Genomic DNA, 19,526 nt, shown 5'->3' on the forward strand with positions numbered 1-19,526 from the left:
AGAATGTTGGCATTAGTAGCGAGATGTGGGTGAGAATCCCACAGGCCGAATATCTAAGGTTTCCTCAGGAAGGTTCGTCCGCTGAGGGTTAGTCGGGACCTAAGCCGAGGCCGAAAGGCGTAGGCGATGGACAATCGGTTGATATTCCGATACCACTACTGATCGTTATTATCGATGGTGTGACGGAGAAGGATAGAGTGTGCTAGCTATTGGATGCTAGTCTAAGCGTTTAGGGAGTTAGGAAAGGCAAATCCATCCTAACAATTCTGAGGCGTGATGGGGAAGGTTTTACGGAACCGAAGTACTTGATTCCATGCTTCCAAGAAAAGCATCTAGAGAGAGATGTAGTGCCCGTACCGCAAACCGACACAGGTAGATGAGGAGAGAATCCTAAGGCCGGCGGAAGAATCACAGTTAAGGAACTAGGCAAATTGATCCCGTAACTTAGGGAGAAGGGGTGCCTGTGAGAGCAGGCCGCAGAGAATAGGCCCAAGCAACTGTTTAGCAAAAACACAGGTCTCTGCTAAAGCGAAAGCTGATGTATAGGGGCTGACGCCTGCCCGGTGCTGGAAGGTTAAGGGGAACACTTAGCGCAAGCGAAGGTGTGAACTTAAGCCCCAGTAAACGGCGGCCGTAACTATAACGGTCCTAAGGTAGCGAAATTCCTTGTCAGGTAAGTTCTGACCCGCACGAATGGCGTAATGACTTGGGCACTGTCTCAACTGTGAATCCGGCGAAGTTGTAGTGCGAGTGAAGATGCTCGCTACCCGCGATTGGACGGAAAGACCCCGTAGAGCTTTACTGTAGCTTAGCATTGAATTTCGGTATTGTCTGTACAGGATAGGTGGGAGACTGGGAAATCAGGGCGTCAGCCTTGATGGAGTCGTCCTTGGGATACCACCCTGACAGTACTGAGGTTCTAACTGGATGCCATGAATCTGGTGACAGGACATTGTTAGGTGGGCAGTTTGACTGGGGCGGTCGCCTCCTAAAAAGTAACGGAGGCGCCCAAAGGTTCCCTCAGAACGGTCGGAAATCGTTCGAAGAGTGCAAAGGCAGAAGGGAGCCTGACTGCGACACCCACAAGTGGAGCAGGGACGAAAGTCGGGCTTAGTGATCCGGTGGTACCTCGTGGGAGGGCCATCGCTCAACGGATAAAAGCTACCTCGGGGATAACAGGCTGATCTCCCCCAAGAGTCCACATCGACGGGGAGGTTTGGCACCTCGATGTCGGCTCGTCGCATCCTGGGGCTGAAGTAGGTCCCAAGGGTTGGGCTGTTCGCCCATTAAAGCGGCACGCGAGCTGGGTTCAGAACGTCGTGAGACAGTTCGGTCCCTATCCGTCGCGGGCGTAGGAAATTTGAGAGGAGCTGTCCTTAGTACGAGAGGACCGGGATGGACTGACCTCTGGTGCACCAGTTGTTCCGCCAGGAGCACAGCTGGGTAGCTAAGTCGGGAAGGGATAAACGCTGAAAGCATCTAAGCGTGAAGCCCACCTCAAGATGAGATTTCCCATAGCATAAGCTAGTAAGACCCCTTGAAGAACACGAGGTTGATAGGTCAGAGGTGTAAGTGCAGTAATGTATGTAGCTGACTGATACTAATAGGTCGAGGGCTTGACCAAGTTAAAGAAATTTCAAATTATTATGTGCAATTTTCAGAGAACAACTCTGATTAAGGAATACAATCCTAAGGGATTGCATACGTTTCAGTAACCAAATATAAAATTTGGACTGTCAGACATCTGGTGATGATGGCATAGAGGAAACACTCCTTCCCATACCGAACAGGAAAGTTAAGCTCTATAGCGCCGATGGTACTGCATGGGAGACTGTGTGGGAGAGTAGGACGTTGCCAGGTAATATTGTGGGGGTATAGCTCAGTTGGGAGAGCACCTGCCTTGCACGCAGGGGGTCAAGAGTTCGAATCTCTTTATCTCCACCATAAAGGACTACGAATGTAGTCCTTTTTTATTTTGTCTAAGGTTATGCTTAATAATGTGTATATTTGTTTTAATATTAAAAAAATTTAATAAATAAAAATAAGAGGTAATCAGGAACCTATAAAACGGGTGGTAATGCTTTCGTACCACTTTGCAAACTGCTGCACCTCAAAGGTGATTTGTTTTTTACTTCCTTTTACCGAATCACCAGTAAACAAGTCAATATATTTATTTAAATTATGCTATAGCTTTTTATATATTCTTTTAAATACTCATCGCTAAAAGCTATTTAGAACCATATCTGTAGCAGATAGGATTCAAAATACAATAAATAATAAGACTCGCTTATGCGAGTCTTATTATTTATTTATTAGATTTATTATTTCATCTATTTTTTTAGCCCCAAAGTATACATCTTTATTATTTACTATTATAGCTGGTACGCTCATAAGTTTATATTTAGTTTTTATTTCATCAAAGTTTGCTAAATCCAACATTTCTGCCTCTACATTAGGATTTTCGATTGCTATTCTTTGAGCAGATGCAACGACATCTGGACAAAGGTGACAAGAAAGTGAAACACATACCTTAAGATTGATTTTATTATTAATGTTTTTTATAGCCTTTAAATTTGTAGGCTCAATTGCTTGACCAGGTCCTGATAAATTATATATAGCTAATATAAATGAATTTAATTCGTGACCACCAGGAACACCGTGGAATTTAACACCACTATAATTTCTATCTTTATCTAATAGTCCTACTACTGGATATTTATCGGCATTTATTTTTTCTTCGATTGACTTAGTATTACCTTTGATATAAACTTCAGCTTTTAGTTTTTCACCTAAGTCAGCTATATCAAGAACCAAATCTCTAAGCTCAATTGACTTACTATTATTAGGATCTACTATAGTTATAAGAGTAACTTCATTTTGCATTTTTGATAATATAGAAGATAATTGGTTTCTTAAAGAATCATTTAATAAATGGCTTCTTCCTGATGAAGATGGCTTTAAAATTTCTTTATTAGGTTCTTCTTTTTTGGGCAAAGTTTTTTCTTCGGTAGGTTCATCAATTATACCTAAACGTTCTTTTTCTTCTGCAATATATTTTTCAGCATCAGTAGCAGCAATAGCGCCATCAGCTACAGCAGTAACAACTTGTCTTAATGCTTTAGGCCTTAAGTCACCAGCCGCGTATATACCATTAATATTAGTTTTCATATTATCATCAGTTAATATATATCCAAAGTTATCTAAATTAAGAACATTTTTAAATATTGAAGTTTGAGGAACATATCCAGCAAAAATAAATATTCCAAAAGTTCCATCTTCCTTTGGTGGATGATATTCTGATTTTTCTCCAGTTACATTATTAATTAATTTAACTGAACGTAGTAAATCATCGCCAACTGCCTCTATAACTTCAGTGTTAAATTTAACATGGATTTTAGGATTGGATTTAACCTTATCCCCAATAGTTTTTGCACAAGTAAATTCAGGCTCTCTAGCTATTATAGTAACTTTCTTAGCAAATCTAGTTAGATAAATAGCTTCTTCACAAGCAGCAAATCCAGCACCTATAACCAGAACTTCGAGCCCTTTAAAGAACTCACCATCACAAGTAGCACAGTAAGCTACACCTCTTCCCCCAAATTCTTCTTCACCAGGGAAACCAAGTTTTCTTGGACTAGCTCCTGTTGCTATAATAACACTTCTGCTTTGGATTTCTCCTATATCAGTTTTTAAAATTTTTACTTCTCCTGAGAAATCTACATCAGTAACTTCAGCTCTTTGAAATTTAACACCAAAGTATTCAGCTTGCATTCTCATTTCTTCCATTAGTTCATGTCCAGAAGTTTTTCTGATAGCAGGGTAGTTTACTATTTCAGAGGTTTTAGTTATTTGTCCTCCTGGTTGTCCTTTTTCTAATATCAATGTATTTAACTTTGCTCTACCTGCATATATACTAGCAGAAAGTCCGGCTGGACCAGCCCCTATAACGATTAAATCATATATTTTATTATTCATATTAAAATCCTCCCTTTCAAAAAGTATTTAAAACTTTTTTATAAAAAATCTTAAATATTTTTTGAAATAAAAGCGTGGCTCAATTAGCCACGCTTTAGTTAAAAGAATTATAGCTTACCTACTAAATCTAAGCTTGGTACTAAAGTTTCAGCACCTGGAGTCCACTTAGCTGGGCATACTTGGTCACCATGTTCGGCCACGAATTGAGCAGCTTGAACTTTTCTTAATAATTCTTCTGCATTTCTTCCGATTCCTAAATCATGTACTTCATAAGCTTTAATTTCTCCTTCTGGATTAACAATGAAAGTTCCTCTCAAAGCTAACCCTTCTTCTTCAATCATGACTTCAAATCCTCTAGAAAGAGTTCCAGTTGGATCCCCTAACATTGGATATTGAATTTTAGCTATTGTTTCTGAAGCATCAGCCCATGCTTTGTGTACAAAATGAGTATCAGTAGATACTGAGTAAACTTCACATCCAATTTTTTGGAAGTTTTCATAGTTATCAGCTAAGTCACCTAATTCAGTTGGACAAACAAAAGTGAAGTCTGCTGGATAAAAGAAGAATACTCCCCACTTACCTTTAACATCTGAAGATGTTACTTCCTTAAAATCTCCGTTATGATATGCTTGAACTTTAAATTCTGGTATTTGTTTTCCGATTAATGACATAATCTAAATCCTCCTAAAAATATATTTTTTTGCTTTGATAATTATTATCAATTACTTATGTATTAATAATAATTATTAATTAGTAATTTGTCAATATGTTTTAGTAAAAAATAATTATTATTAGTTAATAAAATTATAGTTACTTATATAGGCAAATTAAATCTTATATGATAAAATAGATAATAATTATTAAATAATAAAGGAGATTGAAATATGAGTATGATTTTTATAGAATATCCAAAGTGTACAACATGTATAAAGGCAAAAAAATTCCTAAAAGAAAACAATGTAGAATTTATTGATAGACATATAGTAGAAGAGAATCCTAGCAAAGAAGAGCTATTAAAGTGGATAGATATGAGTGGGCTAGAAGCTAAGAAGTTTTTTAATACTTCAGGAAAACTATATAAGGAAATGAATTTAAAGGATAAGGTTAAGAGCATTACAAAGGAAGAAGCTGCAGAATTATTATCAACAAATGGTATGTTAGTAAAGAGACCTATTCTTATAAATGGTGATAAGGTGCTTGTTGGTTTTAAGGAAGATTTATATAGGGAGATACTATAGGTGAAAGTATGTTAATGATTTTATCTCCAGCCAAAACTATAAATACAAAGATTAATAATATAGAAACTTCTAATAAGAAATTGGCTTTTGAAGAGGATACTAAAGAGTTAGTTTCTATACTAAAGAAATTTTCATTAGATGAATTATGTTCATTAATGAAAATATCAGATAAATTAGGAATATTGAATTATGATAGATATAGAAATTTTTATAATGAAGATACTAAAGAATACACAGCTATTCTTGCCTTTAAAGGGGAAGCCTATAGAGGTATAGGTGCAGAAGATTTCTCAGAAGAAGATTTTCTTCATTCTAATAGTGTATTAAGAATATTATCAGGATTATATGGGGTTATTGAACCATTAGATAAAATTAAAGAATATAGATTAGAAATGGGTACAAAGCTTAAAAATAATAGGGGCAATGATCTTTATGAATTCTGGGGAGATAGGATTACAGGTAAGATTATGGAAGCAATAGATACATCCCCAGGTGAAAAGGTACTAGTAAACTTAGCTTCAAAAGAATATAGTAGTGTCTTGAATGTGCCTATGATAAATGAAAAATATAGAATAGTAGATGTGAATTTTCTAGAATATAAAGATGGAAAACATAAGATGGTTAGCATGTATGCAAAAAAAGCAAGAGGAATGATGGCCAGATATGTTGTTCAAAATAAAATTAATACAGTAGAAGAAGTTAAAGATTTTGATTTAGATGGATATACTTATAATGAGGTTTTATCTAATGAAAATGAATTAGTATTTACTAGATAGAGAGGTGAAGATATGAGCAGACCTTGTATAATTATTTGTAACTTTAATGATAAAGAAGCAAAGCTATTGAAAACTTATGGAAGTATTATGGGATTAAAGGACCAGATAAGAGTTAACTGGACCAATGGAAATACTTTAGTAAAAGACATTTTAGAAGATAATATTTCTTCAGAATGTGAAGAAGAAATAAGAGATAGAGCAATTATATTTAATGATTTATCTAACATGAAGGTAAGTATGTTTATAGATAATATGAAAAAAATGAGAATTGCTCCTGCTATGAAGGCTATTGTAACAGAAACATCAATAAATTGGACTTTATCTCATTTATTAAAGAACCTTATAGAAGAAAGAAAGGCTGAAAGGCAAGGAAGAGAAGCAAAACACATAGAGGAATAGTAAAGATATAGGACTAGTTTGAAATTATAATAATTTTGAACTAGTCCTTTTTCTTAACATTATGAATTAATTATGGCATCTATAGTTATTTGCATTTTTTCTTCTAAGTTTTTATCTTCTAATAATACAGTAGATATTAAATCTAAAAGATACATAGTAGAAAACTGAGAGTTTATAAACTTATGTCTACCTATGAAACGAGTATTATAAACTTTTAATATTATATCCGAATAGACTGTTACTGAACTTTCATCAAAGCTTGTTATACAAGCAGTTTTAGCACCATTTCTCTTAGAAACCTTTAAAGCATTTACAACCTCTTTTGTTTCACCTGATATAGATAATCCTATAACAAGGTCTTCTGAGGATGCTATTGAACTATTAATAATCATCATATGAGAGTCTGAGATACAATGTATATTAAATCCCATTCTTATTAATCTTTGCATCATTTCAGTAGCTGTTAAACCAGAACTACCAACTCCATAAAGATATATTTTATTAGCCTTTTTTATTTCTTCAACTATATTAAATATAGCGGATTTATCTATAATTGAATTTGTTCTTTCAATTACTTCATTGTAATGACTATAGACACTTGAAAAAATATCATCACTATCAATAGATTCGCTATCATTAGTACTTAAATTAATCTGCATTTTCATTTCAACAAAGCTATCGCAGCCAATTTTTTTAGAAAATCTAGTAATAGTAGCACCAGAAGTGCCTATTATTTTAGCTAATTCTGTTATATTTATATTTTTAATCATATCAGGTTGATTTAAGATATAATCAGCAATAGCTTTTTCTTTATCTGAAAAATTATTATATTTTTGTTGTATCTCGCATATAATGTTCAATTAAAAACCTCCATAATACAGTGATATATTTAATGATACCATAATTCTTTTTTTTATAAAATAAGAGATAGGGACTTAATAGTCTCTATCTCTTTGGTATGAGTATTCTATAATGCTTTCTGAACTTCTTCACTAAATTTCTTTGCTATAAGTTGTGGTCTAGTAATAGCTCCACCAACGACTACTGAATAAGCACCAATTTCTAAGGCTTTTCTAGCCTTTTCAGGAGTATCAAAATTACCCTCTGCTATAACTGGAACATTACAGTTCTCAATTAGTGTAGAAAGAACTTGGAAGTTATTCATACCCTTAGATTGTTCAGTATATCCAATTAATGTTGTTCCTACAAAATGGAAGCCTAATTTTTCGGCTCTTAAACCTTCTTCAACAGTTGAAATGTCAGCCATAAATTTTTGTTTTGGATACTTAGCTATAACTTCTTTAAGGAAATCTTCATCTTGATTTATAGTTGCATCTAAAGCTACTACATCTATACCTTCTTTAACTAAAGCATCAACTTCCTTCATTGTAGGAGTAATATATGGAATCATATTATCATAATCCTGTTTTATTATTCCGATGATAGGTAGATCAACTTCTGCTTTTATTGCTTGAATATCAGCTATAGTGTTAGCACGTATACCAATTGCTCCACCTTCTTTAGCTGCTAAAGCCATTCTACCCATTATGAAGGAGCTATGTAGTGGTTCATTTGGTAGTGCTTGACATGATACGATTAATCCTTTATTCATTACTTTCACTCCTTATAAATTATTCTTTATCGATTATTTCATTAATTTTTTGTTTTAGAGGATCTGCTTTTGCTCCAAATATAGCTTGGATTCCACCTTTAACTTCAAGGACAGCAGTAGCCCCTAGAGCTTTTATCTTATCTTTATCTACTTTACTTACATCTTTAACGGCTACTCTTAATCTTGTAATACAAGCATCAACATCATCTAAGTTTTCTTTTCCACCTAGTGCAGCTAAGATTTCAGCAGCAGTTTCGCTCATAGAATCTTTAGTAATAACTTTAACTTCCTCACCGTCGGATTCTCTACCTGGAGTAGGAACATTGAATTTAGTTATTAAGAATCTAAATGTTACATAGTATAATACGGCCCATGCAATACCTATTAATATTACATAAATCCAGTTTGTTTTTTCGTTACCTTGTAATACACCAAATAGTGAGAAGTCAATTAATCCACCAGAGAATGTATTACCAATTGATACATTTAATATATCTGCTAAGAAGAATGATAATCCATCGAAGAAAGCATGCACTACATATAGCCAAGGAGCTACGAATAAGAACATGAATTCAATTGGCTCTGTAATACCAGTTACAAATGATGTGATTGCAGCACCTAAGAATAAACCAGCAACAGCCTTTCTCTTATTCTTTGGAACACAATGATACATTGCTAAACAAGCAGCTGGTAGACCAAACATCATTGTTGCAAAACGTCCAGCAAAGAATCTAGTACCTTCAGTAAATAAACCTACGTGATTTGGGTCAGCTAACTCAGCAAAGAATATGTTTTGTGCACCAGTTACAGTTTGTCCAGCAACTTGAGCAACTCCACCTAATTCTGTATACCAGAATAATGGGTAAATCATGTGATGTAATCCAACAGCACCAGTTAATCTTAATAAGAATCCATAAAGGAAAGTTCCTATAGGACCTAAGTTAGCAATACCATTTCCAGCGCTAACTAACCAACCTTGGAAAGTAGGCCAGATTAGGAAGAAGATTGCACCAACACCAATGGCTGCAAATGAAGAGACTATTGGAACAAATCTTGATCCACCAAAGAATCCTAATACTGCAGGTAATTGAATGTTGTGATATCTATTATGTAGATATGCAACTAATGAACCTATAACTATGGAACCAACAACCCCTGTATCAATTGATTCAACAGCAGGGTTGAAAGCACCAATCATTCCTTTAATAGAAGCATTCATTACAAGGAATGCAACAGCACCAGCTAGTGCAGCAGTACCTTTATCTTTCTTAGCAAGTCCAACTGAAAGACCAATACACATTATAAGTGCTAAGTTACCGAATACTACGTCTCCAGCAGATGACATTATTTTAAATATACCTTGTAACCAAGGAATATCTAAGAACGGATAAGCTTGTACAGTGTTAGGATTTGATAGTGCACCACCAATTCCAAGTAATAAACCAGCTGCAGGTAATATTGCAATTGGCAACATAAATGATTTTCCGATTTTTTGAAGTTGTTTAAACATAACATCCTCCTTCATTTTATAAAATTATTTTCATGATTGCAACATCAGTAAAAATATTTTTCACTGAATATGTTTACAATATACCATGAAATTATTTTCATTGCAATAGGGAAAGTGAAAAAAATTTTAAAAAATTCGTTCAATGTGATTTTTATTATTAGCTACATTTGTGATAAATATGCAAATATATTTAATCTTAAAAAAACTTGATTTCTTTATAAGAAACCAAGTTTTTAATTATACCATATATTTTTTTCGTTTAAATTTATTAGCCAATATACATGCTATACTTATTACTACAATAGATGATAATACAAAAGCCATTTCTAGAGTTGATATACTTTTATTGGAATTAAGATTGTTTTTATCCATATTACCCATAGCTGGCTTTGTTTTGTCATTTGGAACTGGTATTTGTTGCTGATTATCTTCTGGCTTAGGTAATTTATTGTTACTACTTTCAGTTTGTTGCATCATCATATCATTATCAATAGGTGGAGCAGTCATACCATTCTGATTATTATTGTTAGGAGAAGGTATATTACCATTAATTCCTCCTTGATTTATATCCATATCGGGAGGATTCATATTGCCATTTGTAGCATTATTTATTTGTGGTGGTATATTAGAAGAAATATTAGAATCAGTATTTTGATTCATAGCATTTACCTTGTTTGCGTCTCCTTTTCCACCACCCATAGATCCAAGAAGACTCATATTTACTAGGTTGGATCCAAGATATTCATCAAGGTTAACTTGATTTTGTGCTTCTTTAGTAGATGGTATAACTCCTGTAAGTTGAAGAGATATACTTTTTGATCTATAATTTCCAAGTTTATATAGTTCGTCTAAAGAATTTTTAAATTGACTATAGCTATAGAAGGCTGTAGAATCATTTTTTACATATTCATCTATAAGAGAAGCTGTAGAATATAATTTATTTTTAAATATGCCACTATCAAAATAAGTTGAAACAATATCATTAAGATATTTATGATATAAATCTTTATACTCATTAACTTCTAATAATTTTTCTAATAATGGGCTATCTGACAAGTTGGTGCTTGTAGGTTCATCAATAGGAAAATGTATGGTAGATAAATCGCTACTTGTTCTTTTTGAATTATTCATTTCACCTCTGTTTCCACCACCCATTTCAGCAGAAAATCCACCAAAGGATAGGTTTAAATCCCAAGGGAGAATGGTGCAAATCCCATCTTTCTCATATATATAGTAATTATGAAATAGATTAGATTGATAGCTATCTAAATTAACAAGTGTTGTACTTACTGCAAAATACCTTAATGTGGCATCTATATCAATATATTTTTCTAAGTTAGTTCCATTGTTTAAGTTTTTAATCATATCTATAATTTTTTGAAAATCATCATCTGTTATAGCCGTTATTGCATTATCTTTAAGTCCAGAATAATTACTTTGAGTTTCTCCAGTGTATTTTAAATTTGTTCCTGTCCCTTCAGCTTTATATAAATTTCCATGGTCATAGCCATAATTTCTTTCTAGATAAGACTCTTGTAATCCTTCAATAGCCAGATATAAACCATAGTTATTATCATTAATAGTTATATTTGAGAAAGAGTTTTCAGGTGTAGTAACTCCCATAAACTCAAACAAGTCATATGATAGGTATTCTTTTAAATATGTTGCATCTGCATAAATATTATTTAGGTTTAGCATATCTAGGCCATAGTAGCTTTGTCCAGTTACGTATTTATCAAATTTAACTTTAAAGCTATATCTTTCTGAATCAGAAGAGGCAACTTGAGATAAACTTGTATTTCCTTTTGTTCTAATACCAACATTATAAAAAGTTTCTCCATTAATTGTTATATCAGCTTTGTGATACTCCTCTTTTAGGGGATTAGATAACATATCTTGCCAGTCATCATCAGATATATTAATTTTAATATCAGAAACTTTTGTGTTATCGAAAAGTAAGGTTGAATATTGGGCAGAACTTGCATTTGATACTTCCTTTGGATAAACCAATAGAAAGGATGTAAATAGTAGAGCACATACCATGAAAATACAAGCAACTACCTTGAATTTATTACTTTTAATCAAAGTTTTATAAAACAAGGGGATTAGCCCATGTAGTCTCCATTGTAGCTTACTAATACAGCGTTATTAACACCATCAATAGAAGCTAACTTATTTATAAACTCTGTGCTCATATCCTTTAATCTTATATCAAGTGTTAGTTCGATTTTAAAGTCAGAAGAAATAGTTTTTGATTTAATAACATGCTTTTTTACGTGTTGTTTTACATAATCAACAGCTTTTTTTTCACTTTCATTATCATAGCAATTTAAAACTAAGATATAAGGATTATCTGAAGTTTTTCTGTTTACAAATATAATCATAAATAAACCTATGAAAAGAGAACCTATAACAGCTAGAGGAATTAATCCAGCACCAAGTACTATGCCAACACTAATTGACCAAAATATATATACTATATCCATAGGCTCTTTAATTGCACTACGGAATCTAACTATTGATAGGGCACCTACCATACCAAGTGATAAAACTACATTAGATGTAACAGCAAGTATAATTAATGTAGTAACTAAAGTCATTGCAATTAGGGAGGTTCCAAAATTTGCAGAATACATAACTCCATTAAAAGTCTTTTTATATATTATGAAAATAAACATACCAATTGTTAAAGCTAAAGTAAGAGCAATAAAGGTATCTAATATTGAAAAGCTTGAAGCTTTTTCTAAGAAACTTGATTTGAAAATATCATTAAATGTTAGTGATTTATCCATTTTAATTCTCCTTTTTATCCATAAATTCTACTTGCAGCATATTTAGATATAGTTGCTGCTTTTCTGTTATTTGTTTGGATGGCATTATTAATAATTTCAGGTAAAAATTCATCATATTTAACTTCTAATATAATTAAGTTTGTATCAGTTGGAGCAACAGGAAGTGAAGGATTAAAGATATTGTTTGAGTATATTCCTGTTCTAATATCCATATCAAAGGTTATTCTTACATTACCTAGTTCATATACAAAAGCCTCTCTAACGTAATCTACTATTGTTTTAGGTTTTAATAATTGATATTTACACTTACTATAAAATTCAAGAAGTAGATTATCCGTAGAATCTTTTATCCAATGAAGATTATTATTTATAATGTCTTTACATTGTTCCTTTGTTAAAATAGTACTTTCCTTTAAACAAAGTCCATTATTTTTACTTTTCTTTTCTAGTCTTATAAATGATGTATCATTATTATAGAAACGTATTCTAAATTTTTCACGCGTATTGAATCCATTAATTTTCTCCATTAAAACTTTGTCATAAATATTATCAAAATATAAACTTCTTATTTTATATCTACCATTAGAAGTGCTAGATGTATCTATCGATGCAATATGTTTTAATCTATTTCTAATTTGCAAGTAGTCAGAATAATTAATGAAGTGTTTAACTTCATGTCTATATTTTGGAGTATTCATTTAATTCACCTCCTTTTCTTATGAAGGAATTATATAGTTTAAAGCTTAAATAAAACTTAAAATATTTCTGAAAATTTTGTAGAATAATGTTGACAGGCTATAAATGAGATGATAATACAATAAATATAAAACGTATACACGGATTGTTACTGGTAATGCAGGCAAAACCTATTTCATAATATTTTTTTGTTATGGGATGGTTTTGTCTTTTTATATTTTTGAGGAGTGGAGGTTAGCTAATGAAAATTGAAAAAATACTTAATAATAATGTTGTAGTCTCAATTAATGACAAAGGACAAGAAGTAATTATTATGGGACGAGGCCTTGCTTTTCAAAAGAAGATTGGAGCAGAAATAAATGAAGGTAATATAGAAAAGATATTTACAATAACCAATAAGGATATTACTGATAAGTTCCAGCAATTGCTACAAGAGATTCCAAGTGAGTATATGTTGTTATCTGAAAAAATAATTACTTACGCTAAGTCAGAACTAGGTAAGAAGTTAAATGAAAGTATATTTATTTCATTAACTGACCATATAAATAGTACAATTGACAGATATAAAAATGGTATCCAGTTAAAAAATGCTTTATTATGGGATATAAAAAGACTTTATAAGGATGAGTTTTGTATTGGTGTTGAAGCATTAAAAATGATAAAGGAAGATTTAAATATAGAGCTTCCAGAAGATGAGGCTGCATTCATAGCCCTTCACATAGTTAATGCAGAATTAAATGAAGAAATGCCAAACCTTATGAATATGACTAAGGTTATGCAAGAAATTTTAAACATAGTTAAATATCATTATAGAATAGATTTTGATGAAGAATCATTAAGTTATTACAGATTCATAACTCACTTAAAATTCTTCGCACAAAGATTATTTAATGGAAAGACTTATACTGATAAGGATGATGAAATCTATGATATGATCAAGATTAAATATCCTATTGCACATGAATGTGTAAAGAAAGTAGAAAAATTTATAAAAGAAAAGTATACATATGATTTAACAAAAGAAGAAAAATTATATCTAATGATTCACATACAACGTGTGACAGAAAATAAATAATTAGCAGGATTGTTACTGGAACGGCAGGCAAAACCTAGATTATTCTTAGAGCATATATATTTCACCCTTTTTGCTCTAGGATTAGTTTAGGTTTTTTCTTTTAGCCAAGTACAGACAATATATATTTTTAGGATTGTTACTGGTAAAGCAGGCAAAACCTTCATTATTAATAATTTAAATAAATGGAGGAAAGAAAATTATGAATTACACAGAATTAGCAAAACAAATTCTAGAGAAAGTCGGAGGAAAAGAAAACGTTGCATTCTTAACTCACTGTGCAACAAGATTAAGATTTAACTTAAAAGATGAGACTAAAGCAGATATGGACGCTTTAAAGAAAACAAAAGGCGTTATGGGAGTTGTAAATAAGGGTGGACAATTCCAAGTTATCATAGGAAGTGACGTAGCAAGTGTTTATAAGCCACTTACTGAGCTAGGAAACTTCGCAGATGGAAATGATAATAAAAATGACGGGGAAAAGAAAGGTAAATTAGTACAAGTGTTTGATACAATAGCAGGTATCTTTACACCAATTATACCAGCAATCACTGGTGCAGGTATGATTAAATGTGTATTAGCACTATTAGTATCATTTAATTTAATAGATACATCATCACAAACATATTACATTTTAAACTTTATGGGAGATGCAGCGTTCTACTTCTTACCATTCTTACTTGCAAGCTCAGCAGCTAAGAAGTTTAAGTGTAATGCATATTTAGCAATGACAATAGCAGGGGTACTATTACACCCTAACTTTGCAGCATTAAAAACAGCTGGTGATCCAGTTTCATTCTTAGGATTACCAGTAACTTTAGCAGGATATTCTTCATCAGTTATTCCAATAATTCTTGGAGTATGGTTTATGTCATTTGTAGAACCAATAGCTGATAAAGTATCACCAAAGGTAGTTAAATTCTTTACAAAACCACTTATTACAATTTTAGTTACAGCACCAGTATTACTTATAGTTTTAGGACCTTTAGGAACTATTCTAGGTGATGGTATAGCTAGTGCAATAGCATTCTTAGATTCATATGCAAGTTGGTTAGTTCCATTTGTTGTTGGTACATTCTCACTATTATTAGTTATGACAGGAATGCATTATGGATTAATTCCAATAGGAATAAATAATGTTGCTACAGCAGGGTTTGATACAGTAGTAGGACCTGGTATGTTAGCTTCTAACATAGCTCAAGGTGGAGCAGCATTATGTGTTGCATTAAAATCAAAGAACAAAGACTTAAAGCAATTAGCAGGATCATCAGGACTTACAGCAGTTTGTGGTATTACAGAACCAGCAATGTACGGTGTTAACTTAGCATTAAAGAAACCTTTATATGCAGCTATGATAGGTGGAGGAGTTTCAGGTTTATACCTTGGAATTACAGGAGTAGGTAGATTCGTTACAGGTTCTCCAGGATTATTAGCATTACCAGGATATATTGGAGGAGAAGGATCAGCTAATATAATAAATGCATGTATAGGTGCAGCAATTGCATTTGTAGTTTCTTTCATAGCAGCTTGGATTATAGGATTCGATGATCCAGTAGAAGAAGGGAAAGAAGAGATATCAGCAACAGAAACTGTAGATAGATTAGTAGAAAAAGTTGAAATAGCATGTCCAGTTAATGGAGAAGTTATTGCTTTAGATAAAGTAGAAGATGAAACATTTGCATCAGGAATTATGGGTAAGGGTGTTGCAATTATACCTGTTGATGGAAAAGTAGTTTCACCAATAAACGGAACAGTTCAAACAATATTTAAAACTAAGCATGCAATTGGATTATTATCAGATGAAGGTGTAGAAGTATTAATTCACATAGGTATGGATACAGTTCAATTAAATGGAGAACATTTCACAGCTCACATTAAAGATGGAGATAGAGTAAAGGTTGGAGACCCATTAGTAGATGTAGATTTAGAAGCTGTAAGAGCAAAAGGATATGAGACAGTAACTCCAGTTATAATAACAAATTCAGATCAATATTTAGATATAGTAGGGAAATGTGATGAAAAGGCTAAAGTAGGAGAAACAGTAATCACAGTTCTATAAGCAGTAAGGAGATTAATTATGAAAAATATAATTCCAGAAAATTTCTTATGGGGTGGAGCTATAGCAGCTAACCAATGTGAAGGAGCTTATCTTGAGGATGGAAAGGGCATGTCACCGGTAGATATTCTACCGGGAGGTGCCTTAAGAAAAGAGGCTTTATCAGATGCTAAAAGAGCAATGGATACAGATTATGGATACTATCCATCTCATGTATCAATAGATTTTTACCACAGATATAAAGAAGATATAAAGTTATTTAAGGAAATGGGATTCAAGTGTTTAAGAACTTCAATATCTTGGGCTAGAATATTCCCAAATGGAGATGATCAAGCTCCAAATGAAGAAGGATTAAAGTTCTATGATTCATTAATAGATGAGTTAATAGCAAATGGTATTGAACCAGTTATTACTATTAATCACTTTGATACACCATTAGAATTAACAAAGAAATATGGTGGGTGGAAGAATAGAAAGCTAATTGATTTCTACTTAAATTACTGTAAGGTTATATTTAACCGTTATAAAGGTAAAGTTAAGTATTGGATGACATTCAATGAAATAAACATGATTCTTCATATACCTTCCTTTGGTGGAGGACTTATATTTGAAGAAGGAGAAAATGTAAATCAAATTAAGTATCAAGGAGCGCATCATCAATTAGTAGCAAGTGCTTTAGCAACTAAACTAGGTCATGAAATAGATCCAGAAAATAAGATAGGATGTATGCTTGCAGCAGGACAAATATATCCGTATACTTGTAATCCAGAAGATATTCTAGAAGCTCAAGCTAGAAATAGAGATAACTACTTCTTTATTGATGTACAAGCAAGAGGTAAATATCCAGCTTATGCAAATAGAATGTTTGAAGAAATGGGCTTCAATATAGAAATAACTGAGGAAGAAAAGAAAATATTAGCTGAGAATACAGTTGATTATGTAGCTTTTAGTTATTACTCAAGTAGATTAAGAAGCGCAGATCCAGTTGTTATGAGCCAAAAGCTTACTGGAAATGCTTTTAAGAGCTTACCAAACCCATACTTAAAGCAATCAGAATGGGGATGGACAATAGATCCAGTTGGATTAAGAATTACAATGAATGAATTATATGATAGATATCAAAAACCATTATTTATTGTTGAAAATGGACTAGGCGCTGTAGATAAAGTTGAAGAAGATGGTTCAATAAATGATGACTATCGTATTGAATATTTAAGAAAACATATTGAGCAAATGAAAGAAGGAATCAAGGATGGAGTTGAACTTATAGGGTACACTCCTTGGGGATGTATAGATTTAGTAAGTGCATCTACTGGTGAAATGAGCAAAAGATATGGTTTCATATATGTTGATAAAGATGATAATGGAAATGGTACATTAGAAAGAAGAAAGAAAAAGAGTTTTGATTGGTACAAAAAGGTTATATCAACTAACGGAGAGAATCTTGAGTAATAAATAATAGAAATAGGCTTACATTTGTAAGCCTATTTTTTTTACCTTAAGTACGAGGGGATAAATATCTACCCCACATTTTTTAGTTTCATTTAAGTTTTCTATGGTAATATTATTAATAAAGAAGGTGAAAAAATGAGAATTTTAATAGTTGAAGATGAAGCGCAATTATCAGAGGCACTTGGTGCAATTTTAGAAAAGAATAATTATATAGTTGATAGAGTTTTTGATGGAGAAAGTGGATTAGACTATATTTTATCGGATATATATGATGGAGTTATTTTAGATATAATGCTACCTAAATTAAATGGAATAGAAGTATTGAAGAAGGCAAGAAAAGAGGGAATATCAACACCAATTATCCTTTTAACAGCTAAGGGGGAAGTGGAGGATAGGATTCTTGGATTAGATTGTGGTGCAGATGATTATTTACCTAAGCCATTTTATGTTGAGGAGCTTATGGCAAGAATTAGAGCCTTAACTAGAAGAAAAGGTGAGGTACAAAGTGATAACCTATTGTCTTATGGAGATATTAATTTAAATATAGGTAATTTAGAATTAAGCTCAAAAGAAAATAGTATTAAGCTTACTGCAAAGGAATCTGGACTTTTAGAATTATTAATTAATAGGAAGGATATGATTTCAAATAAAGATGATATTATAAGTAAGCTTTGGGGATATGAATCAGAAGCAGAACATAATAATGTTGAAGTATATGTATCATTTTTAAGAAGGAAACTATCCTATTTAAAATCTAAGGTAGCTATTAAAGCTATAAGAAATCTAGGTTATATTTTAGAATATAAAGATGGAGAATAATGATGTTTAAAAAGTTAAGGGTTAAATTTGTAACTACTTTAATGATTCTTTTTACAGCAATAGTAATAGCTATATTTTCTGCTATATATATTGGAATAAGCAAAAATGGAGAATACATGATATTTACTCAATTAAGTGATACCTTAAATGGGATGAAGATGTCTCCTAACGGAGAGATAGATTGGAGGGGCAAGCCTTTTAATAATACAACCTTTATTATCTATGACTCTAAGAATTCAAGATTACTTTATAATGATGCTTATAATATGGATGAAGATACCTTAGTAAATATAGTTCAAAAAGCAATCAATAATAAGAAGGAAAAAGGATTTATAAAATATAATAGTTATAATTTTGCGTATCTATATAGAAATGGGCCAAGAGGGATTGAGATGGTATTTCAAGATAGTACTATTCACCTAAATACTATAAAGAGATTAGTAATTACTTCATTTATAGTTGGACCAATTAGTTTGATTTTTTTATTTATAGTAAGCATATTTATAGCTAATAAATCAATAAAACCAGTTGAGGCAGCTTATAATTCACAAAAAAGGTTCATAGCAGATGCGTCACACGAACTTAAAACACCATTAGCTATAATTAATACTAATATAGAGCTAATTAATAGTAATGAAGAGGATACAATAAAGAATCAGAAGAAATGGATTAATTATATATCCTTTCAAACTGAAAGAATGTCAAACCTAGTTAATAATCTACTTTATCTTGCGAAAGCTGATAATAATGAAGTTCTTGGAGTAATATCTAAATTTAATTTAAGTGATGCAATTATGAGTCAATTATTAAGCTTTGAAGCAATAATGTATGAAAATAACTTAATGTTAGATTCAGATATTCAAAATGATATAGAGTTTATTGGAGATAAGGAGAGCATAAATCAATTAATAGGAATACTAATGGACAACGCCATAAAACATTCCTATGAAAAAAGTTCTATAAAGGTAGAGTTAAAAGAAAGAAAACAAAAAATATTATTATCAGTAACTAATGAAGGAGATACAATTCCTAAAGAGGATATAGATAAAATATTTGATAGATTTTATAGGGTAGATAAAGCAAGATCAAGAGAAAAGGGGGATATGGATTAGGTCTTTCCATTGCTAAG

The 19,526-nt window shown here is 32.1% G+C and carries 16 protein-coding genes, 1 tRNA gene and 2 rRNA genes (1 of these 19 only partly in view); 11 read left to right on the plus strand and 8 right to left on the minus strand.

Annotated elements, in window-relative coordinates:
- The 3 genes from DR024_RS07025 to DR024_RS07035 all read left to right on the plus strand — a co-directional run.
- Positions 1–1,624 (plus strand): 23S ribosomal RNA (locus tag DR024_RS07025) (it extends 1,284 nt beyond the left edge of the window).
- A 119-nt stretch (positions 1,625–1,743) separates the two neighbouring features.
- Positions 1,744–1,860, plus strand: a 5S ribosomal RNA gene (rrf, locus tag DR024_RS07030).
- 8 nt (positions 1,861–1,868) lie between these two features.
- Positions 1,869–1,944, plus strand: a tRNA-Ala gene (locus tag DR024_RS07035).
- 357 nt (positions 1,945–2,301) lie between these two features.
- Here the strand turns inward: DR024_RS07035 and trxB are convergent.
- Together trxB and ahpC are read right to left on the minus strand one after the other, a co-directional pair.
- On the minus strand, positions 2,302–3,975 hold the full coding sequence (gene trxB / locus DR024_RS07040) for a thioredoxin-disulfide reductase (RefSeq protein WP_111918402.1): 1,674 nt from the start codon (positions 3,973–3,975) through the stop codon (positions 2,302–2,304).
- Between the two features lie 107 nt (positions 3,976–4,082).
- Entirely contained in the window at positions 4,083–4,646 is a 564-nt protein-coding gene (gene ahpC, locus DR024_RS07045) for an alkyl hydroperoxide reductase subunit C (RefSeq protein WP_027099254.1), read from the minus strand.
- A 213-nt stretch (positions 4,647–4,859) separates the two neighbouring features.
- On the opposite strand from ahpC, the gene DR024_RS07050 reads away from it, so the two are divergent.
- The 3 genes from DR024_RS07050 to DR024_RS07060 are packed head-to-tail and all read left to right on the plus strand — an operon-like array spanning position 4,860 to position 6,388.
- A complete protein-coding gene (locus DR024_RS07050) occupies positions 4,860–5,213 on the plus strand; it encodes an arsenate reductase family protein (RefSeq protein WP_027099255.1) in 354 nt (117 codons plus the stop codon).
- Between the two features lie 8 nt (positions 5,214–5,221).
- Positions 5,222–5,989, plus strand: coding sequence for a peroxide stress protein YaaA (yaaA, locus tag DR024_RS07055; RefSeq protein WP_055185144.1), 768 nt, complete (start codon positions 5,222–5,224; stop codon positions 5,987–5,989).
- A gap of 12 nt (positions 5,990–6,001) precedes the next feature.
- Entirely contained in the window at positions 6,002–6,388 is a 387-nt protein-coding gene (locus DR024_RS07060; RefSeq protein WP_051196037.1) for a DUF3783 domain-containing protein, read from the plus strand.
- 59 nt (positions 6,389–6,447) lie between these two features.
- Here the strand turns inward: DR024_RS07060 and DR024_RS07065 are convergent, their stop codons facing one another.
- From DR024_RS07065 to DR024_RS07090, 6 genes are all read right to left on the minus strand, one after another.
- Positions 6,448–7,248 carry a MurR/RpiR family transcriptional regulator gene (locus tag DR024_RS07065; protein ID WP_027099257.1) on the minus strand — a complete coding sequence of 267 codons (801 nt, stop codon included), beginning with the start codon at positions 7,246–7,248 and terminating at the stop codon, positions 6,448–6,450.
- A gap of 107 nt (positions 7,249–7,355) precedes the next feature.
- Positions 7,356–8,000 carry an N-acetylmannosamine-6-phosphate 2-epimerase gene (locus tag DR024_RS07070; RefSeq protein WP_027099258.1) on the minus strand — a complete coding sequence of 215 codons (645 nt, stop codon included), beginning with the start codon at positions 7,998–8,000 and terminating at the stop codon, positions 7,356–7,358.
- A 19-nt stretch (positions 8,001–8,019) separates the two neighbouring features.
- Entirely contained in the window at positions 8,020–9,510 is a 1,491-nt protein-coding gene (locus tag DR024_RS07075; protein WP_027099259.1) for a PTS transporter subunit EIIC, read from the minus strand.
- Between the two features lie 237 nt (positions 9,511–9,747).
- A complete protein-coding gene (locus DR024_RS07080; RefSeq protein WP_111918404.1) occupies positions 9,748–11,595 on the minus strand; it encodes a CotH kinase family protein in 1,848 nt (615 codons plus the stop codon).
- 20 nt (positions 11,596–11,615) lie between these two features.
- Positions 11,616–12,302, minus strand: a complete 687-nt coding sequence (locus DR024_RS07085) for a DUF4956 domain-containing protein (RefSeq protein WP_111918406.1) — start codon at positions 12,300–12,302, stop codon at positions 11,616–11,618.
- Positions 12,303–12,316: 14 nt separating this feature from the next.
- The gene (locus tag DR024_RS07090) at positions 12,317–13,000 is read right to left on the minus strand and encodes a polyphosphate polymerase domain-containing protein (RefSeq protein ID WP_099330254.1); all 684 of its coding nucleotides are present in this window, start codon (positions 12,998–13,000) and stop codon (positions 12,317–12,319) included.
- A gap of 239 nt (positions 13,001–13,239) precedes the next feature.
- Between DR024_RS07090 and licT the strand changes: the two genes are divergently transcribed.
- The 5 genes from licT (at position 13,240) to DR024_RS07115 (ending at position 19,509) form a co-directional block, all read left to right on the plus strand.
- Positions 13,240–14,073, plus strand: a complete 834-nt coding sequence (licT, locus tag DR024_RS07095) for a BglG family transcription antiterminator LicT (RefSeq protein WP_099330255.1) — start codon at positions 13,240–13,242, stop codon at positions 14,071–14,073.
- Positions 14,074–14,272: 199 nt separating this feature from the next.
- The gene (locus tag DR024_RS07100; RefSeq protein ID WP_111918408.1) at positions 14,273–16,129 is read left to right on the plus strand and encodes a beta-glucoside-specific PTS transporter subunit IIABC; all 1,857 of its coding nucleotides are present in this window, start codon (positions 14,273–14,275) and stop codon (positions 16,127–16,129) included.
- Positions 16,130–16,147: 18 nt separating this feature from the next.
- Positions 16,148–17,578 (plus strand): 6-phospho-beta-glucosidase, encoded by a 1,431-nt coding sequence (locus DR024_RS07105; protein ID WP_099330257.1) that lies wholly within the window; start codon positions 16,148–16,150, stop codon positions 17,576–17,578.
- Positions 17,579–17,713: 135 nt separating this feature from the next.
- Complete coding sequence (locus DR024_RS07110; RefSeq protein WP_049177797.1) at positions 17,714–18,397, plus strand: response regulator transcription factor; 684 nt, start codon at positions 17,714–17,716, stop codon at positions 18,395–18,397.
- A 2-nt stretch (positions 18,398–18,399) separates the two neighbouring features.
- The gene (locus tag DR024_RS07115) at positions 18,400–19,509 is read left to right on the plus strand and encodes a sensor histidine kinase (protein WP_172458926.1); all 1,110 of its coding nucleotides are present in this window, start codon (positions 18,400–18,402) and stop codon (positions 19,507–19,509) included.
- Positions 19,510–19,526 lie beyond the last annotated feature (17 nt).

It is taken from the genome of Clostridium paraputrificum (assembly GCF_900447045.1).
In the GTDB taxonomy this organism is placed as follows: domain Bacteria; phylum Bacillota; class Clostridia; order Clostridiales; family Clostridiaceae; genus Clostridium; species Clostridium paraputrificum.

Bases quoted from the DNA above. Each gene is read 5' to 3' on its own strand.
- trxB (WP_111918402.1), bottom strand. From the start codon at position 3,975: ATGAATAATAAAATATATGATTTAATCGTTATAGGGGCTGGTCCAGCC.
- ahpC (WP_027099254.1), bottom strand. From the start codon at position 4,646: ATGTCATTAATCGGAAAACAAATACCAGAATTTAAAGTTCAAGCATAT.
- DR024_RS07050 (WP_027099255.1), top strand. From the start codon at position 4,860: ATGAGTATGATTTTTATAGAATATCCAAAGTGTACAACATGTATAAAG.
- yaaA (WP_055185144.1), top strand. From the start codon at position 5,222: ATGTTAATGATTTTATCTCCAGCCAAAACTATAAATACAAAGATTAAT.
- DR024_RS07060 (WP_051196037.1), top strand. From the start codon at position 6,002: ATGAGCAGACCTTGTATAATTATTTGTAACTTTAATGATAAAGAAGCA.
- DR024_RS07070 (WP_027099258.1), bottom strand. From the start codon at position 8,000: ATGAATAAAGGATTAATCGTATCATGTCAAGCACTACCAAATGAACCA.
- DR024_RS07075 (WP_027099259.1), bottom strand. From the start codon at position 9,510: ATGTTTAAACAACTTCAAAAAATCGGAAAATCATTTATGTTGCCAATT.
- DR024_RS07085 (WP_111918406.1), bottom strand. From the start codon at position 12,302: ATGGATAAATCACTAACATTTAATGATATTTTCAAATCAAGTTTCTTA.
- DR024_RS07090 (WP_099330254.1), bottom strand. From the start codon at position 13,000: ATGAATACTCCAAAATATAGACATGAAGTTAAACACTTCATTAATTAT.
- licT (WP_099330255.1), top strand. From the start codon at position 13,240: ATGAAAATTGAAAAAATACTTAATAATAATGTTGTAGTCTCAATTAAT.
- DR024_RS07100 (WP_111918408.1), top strand. From the start codon at position 14,273: ATGAATTACACAGAATTAGCAAAACAAATTCTAGAGAAAGTCGGAGGA.
- DR024_RS07105 (WP_099330257.1), top strand. From the start codon at position 16,148: ATGAAAAATATAATTCCAGAAAATTTCTTATGGGGTGGAGCTATAGCA.
- DR024_RS07110 (WP_049177797.1), top strand. From the start codon at position 17,714: ATGAGAATTTTAATAGTTGAAGATGAAGCGCAATTATCAGAGGCACTT.
- DR024_RS07115 (WP_172458926.1), top strand. From the start codon at position 18,400: ATGTTTAAAAAGTTAAGGGTTAAATTTGTAACTACTTTAATGATTCTT.